This is a genomic window from Phaeovulum veldkampii DSM 11550, from assembly GCF_003034995.1.
In the GTDB taxonomy this organism is placed as follows: domain Bacteria; phylum Pseudomonadota; class Alphaproteobacteria; order Rhodobacterales; family Rhodobacteraceae; genus Phaeovulum; species Phaeovulum veldkampii.
In genome coordinates this window covers 1-12681 of record NZ_PZKF01000005.1, presented here as the reverse complement: position 1 = coordinate 12681, position 12681 = coordinate 1, and the positions used below count along the sequence as shown (strand labels likewise).

The following is a 12681-nucleotide window of genomic DNA, read 5'->3' as shown; positions in this document are numbered from 1 at the left end:
GGCCAGATCAGCCCGCGGTTTTCAGATCGGCGATCAGCGCGTCGATATTGCCGCGGCGGCGATCCAGCATGGCGCCGATTTCCGCGCGCTCAGCCGCCAGCATGTTCACGCCTTCGACGATGATGTTGAAGAACAGGTTGCGCCCCGACTTGTCGGAGACGTGCCATTCCACCTTGAACGGCGCCTCGCCCTTCAGATAGGCGATCGAGGACACCTCGTAGAAGCTTTTGACCTGACGCGCGCCCGTCACCTCGAACCGGCCGCCGACGATCTCGCGGAAGCGGCGGCCGTATTTGCGGGACAGATAGCCCTTGAAGGCGGCAGTGAAGGCGGTCATCTGCGCCGGGCTCGCCTGCCGGGCCGCAACCCCCAGCGCACTGCGCGCGATCACCGGAACGTCGGAATAGCGGGTAAAGATCGCCTCGAATTCACGAAACAGTTGCGCCTGGGACTTGCCCGAAGCAATAGCCGCGTTCACATCGCCCAAGGCGCGGTCGATCAGCGCGCGCGCCTCGGCATCGTTCAGGGCCAGAGCTGCGCCGGGCAGGGAAAAGGCGCCCACGATCCCGCCTGCCACAAGGGCAAGCGCGCCGCGCCGTGAAATGTTATTGGGCATAGGGGTCCTCGTAAGGGTCAATCGCCTCGGCGTCTGTCTGCCCCGCCTGGCCAAGCTGGAAGCGACGGTTTTGCAGGAACAGAAGCCGCGACTGGGCGTAGCTGTCGGCACTGTCATATAGAACCGAGTCGATGGTGCTGGTAAACTTGTAGCGATCCCCCACGATATCGACCGCCTGAAGCGAACGCGCCCGCGCCGCCTTGTTATCCTTGAGAACGGCGCCCACCGGGTCGATGAACAGATCGACCAGCCTGCCCCACGAATCGCGCTCGGTCGAGGGGCCGGCGAGGGGTAGCTCCACATATCTGCCTTCACCCACGCCCCAGACATGCAGCGTTTCGCCAAAGTCGCTGTCATCTTCGGGCAGGCCGAAGGACGAGGCGGCGGGATCAAATATCCCCGCAACGCCGAGAGTGGAGTTGATCAGGAACCGGAACGTGTTGCGGCCCGCCGCCTCGATACGGCCTTGCAGCAGATTGTTCACGATCGCGCCAGGCACCTGCAGGTTGCCCGCCACATTGCCGACGCCCAGCCGCACCGGCTCGGGCAGGACGGTGCCATAGACCTGCGAGGCTGGGCGCAACAGCGCCCGGTCAACGCCCTTGTTAAAGCTGTGCATGGCGCGGTTGGTTGGTTCCCACGGGTCGTCGCCGCCGCCTGCCGCATCGGGGTTGGCGCAACCGCTCAGCGCCGCCAGAACGGCGAGCAGGGCCAGCGGGCGGCCGAAGGCGATGTGGGGTGCTATGTGGCGCACGGGCATACTCGATTGACAGACCTGAATAAGGGCGGGGGTGTTCAGAATTCGCGGGCCGGGCCAGGCCGCGGTTGCAGCGTCAACGGATAATTCTGCATTGCCGCAGAAACAAGCCGGGGCGACCGCTTTTTGGCAGGTGCGGGGCCATAATGTCACTGTCGGAGCCGGTGCAAAAGCGGGTATGCGCCCCCCGCATGGTCTGCGCCCTGCTGGCACAACCTAAAGCGCTGCCAGCAGGGCCGCATCGGGCCAGCCATCTGCGGGCAGCCCCAGCCGTTCCTGTTCGGTCTGCACCGCAGCACGGGTGCGCGCGCCAAGGATGCCATCAAACTTGCCCATATCGTGCCCGCGTGCGGCCAGTTTTTGCTGAAGCGTGGTCATCTGGTCGGGGCTCAGGCCGGGGACCGGGCTGCGCGGGTCGAACGGGGGGGCGCCTTCCAGTCGGGTGGCGAAATAGGCGGCGGTGGTCACATAGACAAAGCTTTTGTTCCAGTCGAACAGCACCCCGAAATTCGGGTAGGCGAGGAAAGCCGGGCCCTTGCGCCCCATCGGTAGCAAGATCGCGCCTGCAAGCCCCGGCGCCAGCGTGCCGGTGCGTGCGCGCACCCCCATCTGTTCCCAGTCGGCAATGGGGCGGTCGCGGCCCAGCCCGGTCAGCCGCCAGTCCAGCGTGTCGGGCACGACCACCTCTTGTAACCACGGCTGGTCGCGGCGCCAGCCCAGACCGGCCAGCATTTTGGCCCCTGACATCAGGGCATCGGGCGCCGAGGGTTTCAGCCGCACATGCCCGTCGCCGTCGCCATCCACACCGCTTTTCAGGATATCGGCGGGCAGCATCTGCACCTGCCCGATCTCGCCCGCCCAGGCGCCGGTGGTGGCTGTGTCGAAATCGCCACGGTGATGCAGCCGCAGCGCGGCCATGACCTGCGGGCGGAACAGGTCGGGGCGGCGGCAATCATGTGCCAGCGTCAGCAGCGCGTCGCGGGTGTTGAAATCGCCCTGCACCGCGCCGAAATCGGTTTCCAGCGCCCAGAACGCCAGCAAGATGCCGCGCGGCACGCCGTAGTCCTGGGTGATACGGTCAAAGATGACGGCATGGCGGCGGGCGTTGGCGGCGCCATTGGTCAGCCGGTTCTGGCTGATGACGGCACGCGAAAAGTCGATGAAATGCTTGCGAAACACGCCCTGCGCGCGGTCGGCACGCAGCACCTGCGGGTTTTGCCGGGCGTCCGCCAGAAAGGCCGCGACCTGCGCAGGCGGGTGGCCCGCCGCCAGCGCCTCGGCCCTCACCCCGTCCAGAAAGGCGCTGAATGTGCCGCCGCAACCCGCCTGTCCCGCGCTGGCGGGCAGCGTGGCGATGAGGCCAACCAGAAAAACCTGCACTGCGCGCATGAACACCCCCTTCGCCGGAGGCAGAGTAGCATGTGAACATCGGCTGGCAACCACGGCGTGGCACGCGGTTTGCGGCGGCTTGCCCTGGGCGGTCGGCGGGTATGTTGCCGGTTTAACTTGATTTTTGGAAATTCTGGCCCAATCTTGAAAGCAAGGGGGAGAAAGGAGCGTGCCATGGAATTTCTGGCATCCGGACCTATCGACGAACTTGAGACGATCCGTCGGAAAGAGCAGGCGCGCAAGTCGCGTCTGAGCGTGGTTGCGGGCAAGGCGACCTACAAGGTGCTGCGCCGCTGGCGTGGTGGCTTTGCGCTGGACGCATCTGAGGTGACGCGGTTGCGCGGGATCGTTGACCTTTACGAGGGCAAGCGCCATGTGGCGCATTGCCTGATCGTCGCCACCGAGATTGAGGGGGGCGAGTTGCTTTGCACCCTCAAGCGGGAGAATCTGGTGTCAGATCGTGCTGCGGTGGATTTCGACCGCGACGCAGGCGCGACCGATTTCCTGCGCCAGACCTGAGCACGAAAGACCGGGGCGCCCCGTAAGGGCGCCCACGGTGATCATCATTGCAGGTCGGCGAAGGCCGCGTGCAGCCGCGCAACCGCATCCAGCACCCGCGCCCGCGGGGTAGCCAGGTTAAAGCGCAGGAACGACTCGCCCCCCAGCCCGAAGGTCGGCCCGTGGTTGGCCGCGATACGGGCGCCTTTCTCCACCCGCGCGGTAAATTCAGCCCGGTCCATCCCGGTGCCCGAGAAGTCCACCCAGGCCAGGTAGGTCGCCTCCAGTGGCATCGAGTGCAGGCCGGGTATGGCGTTGATGCCGTCGTCAAAAACTCGCCGGTTTTCGTCCAGATAGGCCAGCAGCGCCTCCAGCCAGTCGGCGCCTTCGGGCGAATAGGCCGCGGTCGCCATCGCCATGCCAAAGGAATTGGGCGAAATCCCCAGCGCCATCATCCGGCCCGCGAATCGCGCCCGCAGCCCCGCATCGGGGATGATGACATTACCGGTGTGGCAGCCCGCGATGTTGAAGGTCTTGGTGGCCGATGTCATCATCACCAGTCGGCCGGCCACCTCGGGGGCGGCCTTGGCCATCACGGTGTGGCGCTGGCCGGGCATGACCAGATCGTGGTGAATCTCGTCAGACACCAGAATCAGATCATGGTCGACACAGAACTCGGCCACGCGGCGCAATTCGTCTTTGGTCCAGACGCGGCCGCCGGGGTTGTGCGGCGAACACAGGATCAGCATCCGCTCGCGCCCGGTCATCTGGCGGCCCCATGTCTCGAAGTCCATTTCATAGCGGCCGTTCACCAGCGCCAGCGGGCATTCCACCACCTCGCGTCCGGCGGCGCGGATCACCCGGGCAAAGGCGTGGTAGACCGGCGTCATCAGCACCACCCCGTCGCCCGGTGCAGTGAAGGCATCGACACACAGCGCCGTGCCGTTCACCAGCCCGTGCGCGGTCAGAATCCAGTCCGGCGCTACCTCCCAGCCGTGGCGGTTGGCCATCCACCAGCGGACCGCTGCCAGATAGGCAGAATCGTCGCCCCAGTAGCCATAGATGCCATGCGCCGCCATCGCCTCGACCGCGCGCTGCACCGCTAGCGGCGGGCGAAAATCCATGTCGGCCACCCACATCGGCAGGCCATCGGCGGCGGGCACGCCGTAAATCGGCTCCATGCAGTCCCATTTGGAGGAATGGGTGCCGATGCGGCAGATGATCTCGTCAAAGTCCGGGGTGGGGGTCATGGGGCGGGTCCTGCGGTGAGAATATTCCTGTGGGCGGTTATAATCCGGCACAAGGTTCCGCGGAATATGAATTAGATGGAATATTATCCTGATTATGACCGTTATGCCGGAACAAAGCGCCTGAAATTTCGGTGCCATTGCGCGCGGCGGCGGCATCGCCTAAATCAGGCCCATGACCCTTCGCAGCATCCTCATACACCCCGATCCCCGGCTCAAGAAGCTTTGCGACCCGATCGCCGAGATCGACGTCACGATCCGCAAGCTGGCCGATGACATGCTGGAAAGCATGTATGACGCCCCCGGCATCGGCCTGGCGGCGCCGCAGGTGGGCATCACCCGTCGCATGTTCGTTATGGATTGCGACAAGGACAAGGCGGGCAACCCGCAACCGATGGTGTTGATCAACCCCGAGGTGACCTGGGTTTCGCCAGAAAAGAACACCTACGAAGAGGGCTGCCTGTCGATCCCCGAAACCTTTGCCGATGTCACCCGACCGGCGCAGGCGCGGGTGCGCTGGATGGCGCTGGATGGCAGCATCAAGGAAGAGCAGTTCGACGGTCTGTGGGCGACTTGCGCGCAGCACGAAATCGACCATTTGAACGGCAAACTGTTCATTGATCATCTTGGCCCGTTGAAGCGGCAGTTGATCACCCGCAAAATGGAAAAGCTCAAGCGCGACAAGGCGCGGGGCCTGGCGTGAGCTTGCGGGCCGTCCTGCGCTGGCCCGATCCGCGGCTGGCGCAGGTCTGCGCCCCGGTCGAGCAGATTACCGATGATGTCCGCCAGCTGGCCGCCGATATGCTGGAAACGATGTATGCCGCGCCGGGCCGTGGGCTGGCCGGGCCGCAGGTGGGGGCGATGCTGCGGATTTTCGTGATGGATACCGAGTGGAAAAGCGGCCCCGCCGCGCCGCGCGTGATCCTGAACCCCGTTGTTGTGCCGCACGGCTCCGAGACGGCGATCCGCGCCGAGGGCTGTCTTTCGCTTCCCGGAATCGAGGCCGAGGTGACGCGCCCGGCAACCGTTCACATGCGCTGGACCGATCTGGACGGCGCCGCGCAAGAGGCCATATTCACCGGCTTTGCCGCCGCCTGCGTGCAGCACGAGGCCGACCATCTGGACGGGATCGTCACGCTTGACCGGATCGACCCCGCAACTCGTTCGCGGCTGGAGGCCGCCTGTCGCCCATGACCGTTCGCCCCTTTTTGCCCTACACCGACCCGCGCCTGCACCGCCCTGCCGAGCCGGTGACGGCGATCACCGAAACTGTCCGTATGATCTGGGACGACATGGTCGATACGATGGAGGCGATGCCGGGGCAGGGCGTGGGGCTGGCCGCGCCGCAGATCGGCATCATGCTGCGGCTGGCGGTGGTAGATTGTTCCGACAGCCGCGGGCAGGTGATCCGTATGGCCAACCCCGAGGTGCTGCACGCTTCGGTCCAGTTCCGCAGCCATGATGAGGGCAGCCCCAACCTGCCCGGCGTGTCGGCGGCGATCAAGCGCCCGCGCGCGGTGACGGTGCGGTTCCTGAATGAGGCGAACGAGGTCGAAGACCGTGATTTCGTGGGCCTTTGGGCGACCAGCGTTCAGCATCAGATCGACCATCTGAATGGCAAGGTCTATGTCGATCACCTCTCGCCGCTGCGGCGCAAGATGCTGGTGGCAAAATCGGCGAAATGGGCGCGGGCATGACCCGGCGGCGCGTGGTGTTCATGGGCACGCCGGATTTTTCCGTGCCGGTGCTTGACGCGCTGGCCGCGCGCCATGACGTGCTGGCCGTCTATTGCCAGCCGCCGCGCCCCGCAGGCCGGGGCAAGAAAGACCGCCCCAGCCCGGTGCAGGCCCGCGCCGAGGCGCTGGGTATTCCGGTGCGCCACCCGCGCAGCCTGAAATCGCCCGAGGAACAGGCGGCCTTCGCCGCGCTGGGCGCCGATGTGGCGGTGGTCGTGGCCTATGGCCTGATCCTGCCGCAGCCAGTGCTGGATGCGCCGCGTTTTGGCTGCCTGAACATCCACGCCAGCCTGCTGCCACGCTGGCGCGGGGCAGCGCCGATCCACCGGGCGATCATGGCGGGCGATACGGAAACCGGCATCTGCATCATGCAGATGGAGGCGGGGCTGGATACCGGCCCGGTGCTGCTGCGCGAGGCAACCCCGATCACCGCCGAAGACACCACTGCCGACCTGCACGACAGGCTTTCGGCGATGGGTGCTGCCCTGATCCTGACCGCGCTGGACCGGCTGGGCGAGATGGCGCCTGCGCCGCAGTCTGACCAAGGCGTGACCTATGCCGCCAAGATCGACAAGGCCGAGGCGCGGGTGGAGTTTTCCCGCCCCGCCCCCGAGGTGGACCGGCTGATCCGTGGCCTGTCGCCCTTTCCCGGTGCTTTCGTGGAAATTGCGGGCGAGCGGGTCAAGCTGTTGCGCTCCCGTCTTGCGCCGGGCGCCGGGGCGCCGGGGCAGGTGCTGAGCGGGTTCACCATCGCCTGCGCCAACGGCGCCGTCGAGGTGCTGGAGGCGCAGCGCGAGGGCAAGCGGCCGATGCCTGCCGCTGAATTGCTGAAAGGTCTGACCCTGCCCGACCGCATCGGCTGAGGCACTTGCGCCGCGGCCGGCTCTGCCCCCATATCAAAGGGGCAATGCACGGAGGCGGCAATGGGCATCATCGCGCTTATCATCATCGGGGCGGCGGCGGGTTTTCTGGCCACGCGGCTGATGAAAATCGACGCCGACGTGCCGACGACTGTTGCGATCGGCATCTTTGGCGCGTTGGTCGGGGGCCTTGTGCTGCGGGTTCTCTTGACGATTTCGGGCTGGATGGCAGGCTTTGTGGGCGCGGTTCTGGGCGCCATGCTTCTGATCTGGCTGTGGCAAACCTATGGGCCGCGCCGCTAAAGCATCTGCCAGATCAGCCGCAACGCCAGCGCCGTCGAGGTGATGACCAGTAGCGGCTTGATCAGACGCGCGCCCTTTTTCATCGCCAGCCGCGACCCGACGGTGGCGCCTGCGATCTGGGCCAGCCCCATCGCCAGCCCGGTGATCCACCATGGCGCGCCCACCACCGCAAAGGCCGCCAGCCCACCGATGTTCGAGGCAAAGTTCAGCAACTTGGTATGCGCGGTGGCCTTCAGAACCCCATAACCCGCCAGCAATACGAAGCCGATCATGTAGAACGCCCCAGCGCCGGGACCGATCAGCCCATCGTAAAAGCCGATCAGCGGCACGACGAAGGCGGTGAAGGCGGCGGGGCGGATGCGCTCGATCCGGTCGGTGTCGTCAAGGCCGGGCTTGAAGGCGAAAAATGCGGCGATGCCGATCAGCACAACTGGCAGAACAAGGCGCAGTGTCTGGGTCGGGATGGCGCTGACCAGCAGCGCCCCCACCAGCCCCGCGCCGAAGGCCAGCCCCGCCGCGCCGATCTGGCGGCGCAGGTTCACATGACCCGCGCGGGCATAGCTGATCGCGGCCGTGGCCGCGCCAAAAGCGCCCTGCACCTTGTTGGTGGACAGGGCTTCCAGCGGCGTGGCGCCCGCCAGCAGCAGAACCGGCAGGGTGATCAGCCCGCCGCCGCCTGCGATACTGTCCATGAACCCCGCGGCAAAGGCGGCGGCGATCAGTAGAAGGGCAAGGTCAAGGCTGACTTCAAACATCGGGCATCCGGGGCTGGGCCGCCCTTCATCCGATGCCGCGCGCCGAAAGGCAAGTCAGGCGAAATCGGAAACTGCGTAGCCCTGAATATACAGCAGCGCGCTGAGATCGCCGTGGTTGATGCGGATGTCGCATTGCGCCGCGACCGCGGGCTTGGCGTGCAAAGCCACGCCCGCGCCCGCGCGATGCAACATGCCCAGATCGTTGGCGCCATCGCCCACTGCCAGCACCTCGGCGGGGGTAATGCCCAGCCGCGCGGTGATGTCGTCCAGCGCAGCGACCTTGGCCTCGCGCCCCAAGATCGGGCGGGCGACCTGCCCGGTCAGCAGGCCGCCTTCGGCCAGCAGGGTGTTGGCGCGGTGTTCGTCAAACCCCAGATGCGCCGCAACCGCGCCGGAAAAGGCCGTAAAGCCGCCCGACACCAGCGCCGCATAGCCGCCCTCGCCCTGCATCGTGGCGATCAGCTCGCGCCCGCCGGGGGTGTAGGTGATGCGTTCGGCCAGAACCTGCGCGATCACCGATTCGGGAAGGCCCTTCAGCAGGGCCACGCGTTCGATCAGTGCCGTCTCGAAATCCAGTTCGCCGTTCATCGCACGGGCAGTGATGGCGGCCACATGCGCGCCCACACCGGCCATGTCGGCCAGTTCGTCGATGCATTCCTGCCCGATCATGGTGCTGTCCATGTCGGCCAGCAGCATCCGCTTGCGGCGGCCCTCGGCAGGCTGCACCACCAGATCGACGCCCAAAGCCTGAAGCCCCTCCCACACCTCCCAGCGGTTCGCGGGGATCGTGGCCACCGGAAATTCCGCCGCAATGCCGGGGTTCAGCCAGATCGCCTCGCCCCCGGCCCAGGCGTCGCGCAGGCTTTCGACCGTGGTGCGGTGCAGATCGGCGCGGGCGGGGGCCGCAAGAAGGGTGACGATGAACATGGCGGCTCCGGGGTCGTATTCGGGGATCAAAGCGGCGCTTATCGCAAATAATTCTCTTGCGCCAGAGCAGGCGCAGGCGTATGCGCGGCATTGGGAAACCCCTCCCCACCGAGGGGCGTTTATCTGGAAGGATACCATGTCTGATCTGCAGACCCCGGCTGCGCGCCCGGCCAACCCGCGCTTTTCCTCTGGCCCCTGCGCCAAGATCCCCGGCTTTACCCTTGACATGCTTGCAGATGCGCCGCTGGGCCGCTCGCATCGTGCCGCTGTGGGCAAGAACAAGCTGAAAGAAGCGATTGACCTGACCCGCGAGGTTCTGGGAGTGCCTGCCGATTACCGCATCGGCATCGTGCCCGGATCGGATACCGGCGCCGTTGAAATGGCGATGTGGTCGCTGCTGGGTGCGCGCGGCGTGGAAATGCTGGCCTGGGAAAGCTTTGGCGAGGGTTGGGTCACCGACGTCGTGAAACAGCTCAAGCTGGACGCCACCGTCAAGAAAGCCCCCTATGGCGAGATCGTCGATTTCGCCACCGTCGATTTCAACAAGGACGTGGTCTTTACCTGGAATGGCACCACCTCGGGCGCGCGCGTTCCCAATGGCGATCTGATCCCCGCTGACCGCGACGGCCTGACGATCTGCGACGCGACCAGCGCCGCCTTTGCCATGGACCTGCCGTGGGACAAGCTCGATGTCGTCACCTTCTCCTGGCAGAAGGTGCTGGGCGGCGAGGGCGCGCATGGCGTTCTGATCCTGTCGCCCCGCGCGGTCGAACGGCTGGAAACCTACACCCCCGCCTGGCCGCTGCCCAAGATTTTCCGCCTGACCGCCAAGGGCAAGCTGATCGAAGGCATCTTTGTGGGTGAAACGATCAACACCCCCTCGATGCTGGCGGTGGAAGATTACCTTGTTGCGCTGAAATGGGCCAAATCCATCGGCGGGCTGAAGGGCCTGATCGCGCGGGCCGAGGCGAACTCGGCTGCGGTGAACGACTTTATCAAGGGCAAGGACTGGATCGCCAATCTTGCCGCTGATCCGGCCATCGCCTCGACCACCTCGGTCTGCGTGAAATTCACCGATCCCGCGATCAAGGACGGGGCGGCCTTTGCCAAGGCCGTGGCCAAGCGGCTGGAAAAAGAGGGCGTGGCGCTGGACGCCGGCGCCTACCGCGATGCCCCTCCGGGCCTGCGCATCTGGTGCGGCTCGACGGTGGAAGCCGCCGATGTTCAGGCGCTGATGCCCTGGATCGAATGGGCCTACCGCGCCGAACTCGCCGCGCAGTGACGTCTTGCGTGGGGTGTGCCTGACGGCGCGCCCTGCCGCCCGCAGGGTGCGCATCCCTGCGCACCGCCCCCCTCATTTCCGCATGGAGCCCAACATGGCACCCAAGGTTCTCGTTTCCGACAAACTTTCCGAAACTGCCGTTCAGATCTTCCGCGACCGCGGGGTCGAGGTGGATTACCTGCCCGATCTGGGCAAGGACAAGGAGAAGCTGCTGGAGGTAATCGGCCAGTATGACGGCCTCGCCATCCGCTCGGCCACCAAGGTCACCGAAAAGATCCTTGCCGCCGCCACCAACCTCAAGGTGATCGGCCGCGCCGGGATCGGTGTTGACAACGTCGATATTCCCGCCGCCTCGAAAAAGGGTGTGATCGTGATGAACACGCCCTTCGGCAACAGCGTCACCACCGCCGAACATGCCATTGCGATGATGTTCGCCGTGGCCCGCCAACTGCCCGAAGCCAGCGCCTCGACCCATGAAGGCAAGTGGGAAAAGAACCGCTTCATGGGCGTGGAACTGTTCAACAAGACGCTGGGCGTGATCGGCGCAGGCAACATCGGCGGCATCGTCTGCGACCGGGCGCTGGGCCTGAAGATGAAGGTCATCGCTTATGACCCGTTCCTGTCGGACGAGCGCGCGCACAAGATGGGCGTGATGAAGGTCGAACTGGATGAACTGCTGGCCAAGGCCGATTTCATCACGCTGCACGTCCCGATGACGGAAAAGACCAAAAACATCCTGTCGCGCGAAAACCTCGCCAAGACCAAAAATGGCGTGCGGATCATCAACTGCGCCCGCGGCGGCCTGATCGACGAGGAAGCTCTGGTCGATGCCCTGAAATCGGGCCATGTGGCGGGTGCGGCGCTGGATGTGTTCGCCAATGAACCGGCCACCGAAAGCCCGCTGTTCAATATGCCCAACGTTGTGGTCACGCCGCATCTGGGCGCCTCGACCACCGAGGCGCAGGAAAACGTGGCGCTTCAGGTGGCTGAACAGATGTCGGACTATCTGCTGACCGGCGCGGTGCAGAACGCGCTGAACATGCCCTCGGTGACGGCGGAGGAAGCCGCCGTGATGGGGCCGTGGGTCAAACTGGCCGGCCATCTGGGCGATTTCGTGGGCCAGATGACCGATGAGCCGATTCAGGCGATCAACATCCTTTACGATGGCCTCGTGACCGAAATGAACCTGCAGGCGCTGAACTGCGCCGCGATTGCGGGCATCATGAAGGCGGCCAACCCCGATGTGAACATGGTCTCGGCCCCGGTCATCGCGCGCGAACGCGGTGTGCAGATCGCCACCACCACGCAGGAAAAATCGGGCGTGTTCGACGGTTACATGAAGCTGACCGTTGTCACTGAAACCCGCGAACGCTCGGTCGCGGGCACGGTATTCTCCGATGGCAAGCCGCGCTTCATCCAGATCAAGGGCATCAACATCGACGCCGAGGTGGGGCAGCATATGCTCTACACCACCAACCGCGACGTGCCAGGCATCATCGGCACGCTGGGCGGCACGCTGGGCAAGCATGGCGTGAACATCGCCAACTTTACCCTTGGCCGGACCGCCGTGGGGCAGGATGCAATCGCGGTTTTGTATCTGGATGCGCCGCTGCCGCAGGTCGTGGTTGACGAACTGAAGGCAACGGGCCTTTTCCTGCAAGTCAAACCGTTGGAATTTGATGCGGCCTGACGCTGTGGCGCTGCCGCCTGACCTGCGCTAAGCCATCACGGCCCCCGCCGACCAGCGGGGGTCGTTTCCGTTCGGAGGTTTCATGCGAAGCTATGCCATCGGCGATATTCACGGCCATCTGGGCCTGCTGCGCGCGGCGCATGAGCTGATCGCCGCGGATCGTGCTGCCTGCGGCGATGCCGCGGCGCCGGTGGTGCATGTCGGCGATCTGGTCGATCGCGGCCCCGACAGCCGCGGCGTGATCGCGTTTTTGATGGCCGGGCAGGTGGGGGGCGCGCCCTGGGTCGTGCTGCGCGGCAATCACGACCGGATGTTTTCGATCTTTCTGGAAAACCCCTGGGCGCGTGACCCGCGGCTCAGGGCCGAATTCAGCTGGTTCCACCCCCGGCTTGGCGGGCCGCAAACATTACTTTCCTACGGCATCTGCGAACCTGCCAATCGCCCCGTGGATCAGGTCCATGCCGAAACACTGGCCGCTGTGCCGCCCGAACAGGTGGCGTGGCTGGCCGGTCTGCCCGGTTATGCGCGGGTGGGCGATGCGGTTTTTGTTCACGCCGGTATCCGCCCCGGCATCCCGCTGGCGCAACAGACCGAGGATGACCTGCTCTGGATAAGGTCCGA

At 65.4% G+C, this 12681-nt stretch carries 15 protein-coding genes; 9 read left to right on the top strand and 6 right to left on the bottom strand.

All coding sequences use genetic code 11. The features are described from left to right. Positions 1–7: 7 nt before the first annotated feature. The 3 genes from C5F46_RS03150 to C5F46_RS03140 form a co-directional block, all read right to left on the bottom strand. Positions 8–616: an MlaC/ttg2D family ABC transporter substrate-binding protein gene (locus C5F46_RS03150; RefSeq protein WP_107323913.1), complete on the bottom strand. Its 609-nt coding sequence runs from the start codon at positions 614–616 to the stop codon at positions 8–10. Continuing rightward, positions 606–1370 carry an MlaA family lipoprotein gene (locus C5F46_RS03145; RefSeq protein WP_235820070.1) on the bottom strand — a complete coding sequence of 255 codons (765 nt, stop codon included), beginning with the start codon at positions 1368–1370 and terminating at the stop codon, positions 606–608. The genes C5F46_RS03150 and C5F46_RS03145 overlap by 11 nt, the downstream gene beginning before the upstream one ends. Before the next feature lie 219 nt (positions 1371–1589). Beyond that, positions 1590–2762: a lytic murein transglycosylase gene (locus C5F46_RS03140; protein ID WP_107323911.1), complete on the bottom strand. Its 1173-nt coding sequence runs from the start codon at positions 2760–2762 to the stop codon at positions 1590–1592. A gap of 174 nt (positions 2763–2936) precedes the next feature. On the opposite strand from C5F46_RS03140, the gene C5F46_RS03135 reads away from it, so the two are divergent. Beyond that, on the top strand, positions 2937–3281 hold the full coding sequence (locus C5F46_RS03135) for a protein kinase family protein (protein WP_107323910.1): 345 nt from the start codon (positions 2937–2939) through the stop codon (positions 3279–3281). Positions 3282–3325: 44 nt separating this feature from the next. On the opposite strand, the gene C5F46_RS03130 is transcribed toward C5F46_RS03135, so the two are convergent. After that, positions 3326–4510: a MalY/PatB family protein gene (locus C5F46_RS03130; RefSeq protein WP_107323909.1), complete on the bottom strand. Its 1185-nt coding sequence runs from the start codon at positions 4508–4510 to the stop codon at positions 3326–3328. A gap of 172 nt (positions 4511–4682) precedes the next feature. Here C5F46_RS03130 and def (C5F46_RS03125) point away from each other — a divergent pair, with 172 nt between their 5' ends. Genes def (C5F46_RS03125) through C5F46_RS03105 form a run of 5 tightly spaced genes read left to right on the top strand, consistent with a single transcriptional unit; the run spans position 4683 to position 7406 of the window. Then, positions 4683–5210, top strand: coding sequence for a peptide deformylase (def, locus tag C5F46_RS03125; RefSeq protein ID WP_107323908.1), 528 nt, complete (start codon positions 4683–4685; stop codon positions 5208–5210). Further along, positions 5207–5701: a peptide deformylase gene (def, locus tag C5F46_RS03120; protein WP_107323907.1), complete on the top strand. Its 495-nt coding sequence runs from the start codon at positions 5207–5209 to the stop codon at positions 5699–5701. Before def (C5F46_RS03125) ends, def (C5F46_RS03120) begins: the two co-directional genes overlap by 4 nt. After that, positions 5698–6204 carry a peptide deformylase gene (gene def, locus C5F46_RS03115; RefSeq protein ID WP_107323906.1) on the top strand — a complete coding sequence of 169 codons (507 nt, stop codon included), beginning with the start codon at positions 5698–5700 and terminating at the stop codon, positions 6202–6204. The genes def (C5F46_RS03120) and def (C5F46_RS03115) overlap by 4 nt, the downstream gene beginning before the upstream one ends. Further along, positions 6201–7106, top strand: coding sequence for a methionyl-tRNA formyltransferase (fmt, locus tag C5F46_RS03110; RefSeq protein ID WP_107324008.1), 906 nt, complete (start codon positions 6201–6203; stop codon positions 7104–7106). The genes def (C5F46_RS03115) and fmt overlap by 4 nt, the downstream gene beginning before the upstream one ends. A gap of 60 nt (positions 7107–7166) precedes the next feature. Then, entirely contained in the window at positions 7167–7406 is a 240-nt protein-coding gene (locus C5F46_RS03105) for a GlsB/YeaQ/YmgE family stress response membrane protein (protein ID WP_107323905.1), read from the top strand. Here the strand turns inward: C5F46_RS03105 and C5F46_RS03100 are convergent. Together C5F46_RS03100 and serB are read right to left on the bottom strand one after the other, a co-directional pair. Next, the gene (locus C5F46_RS03100; protein WP_107323904.1) at positions 7403–8161 is read right to left on the bottom strand and encodes a TSUP family transporter; all 759 of its coding nucleotides are present in this window, start codon (positions 8159–8161) and stop codon (positions 7403–7405) included. The two genes, C5F46_RS03105 and C5F46_RS03100, sit on opposite strands and share 4 nt — an antisense overlap. 54 nt (positions 8162–8215) lie before the next feature. Then, entirely contained in the window at positions 8216–9088 is an 873-nt protein-coding gene (gene serB, locus C5F46_RS03095; protein ID WP_107323903.1) for a phosphoserine phosphatase SerB, read from the bottom strand. Positions 9089–9224: 136 nt separating this feature from the next. Between serB and C5F46_RS03090 the strand changes: the two genes are divergently transcribed. The 3 genes from C5F46_RS03090 to C5F46_RS03080 all read left to right on the top strand — a co-directional run. After that, the gene (locus C5F46_RS03090; RefSeq protein WP_107323902.1) at positions 9225–10370 is read left to right on the top strand and encodes a phosphoserine transaminase; all 1146 of its coding nucleotides are present in this window, start codon (positions 9225–9227) and stop codon (positions 10368–10370) included. Between the two features lie 94 nt (positions 10371–10464). After that, the gene (gene serA, locus C5F46_RS03085) at positions 10465–12060 is read left to right on the top strand and encodes a phosphoglycerate dehydrogenase (protein ID WP_107324007.1); all 1596 of its coding nucleotides are present in this window, start codon (positions 10465–10467) and stop codon (positions 12058–12060) included. Positions 12061–12142: 82 nt separating this feature from the next. After that, on the top strand, positions 12143–12681 hold a 539-nt coding region (locus C5F46_RS03080), incomplete at its 3' end, for a metallophosphoesterase (RefSeq protein WP_107323901.1).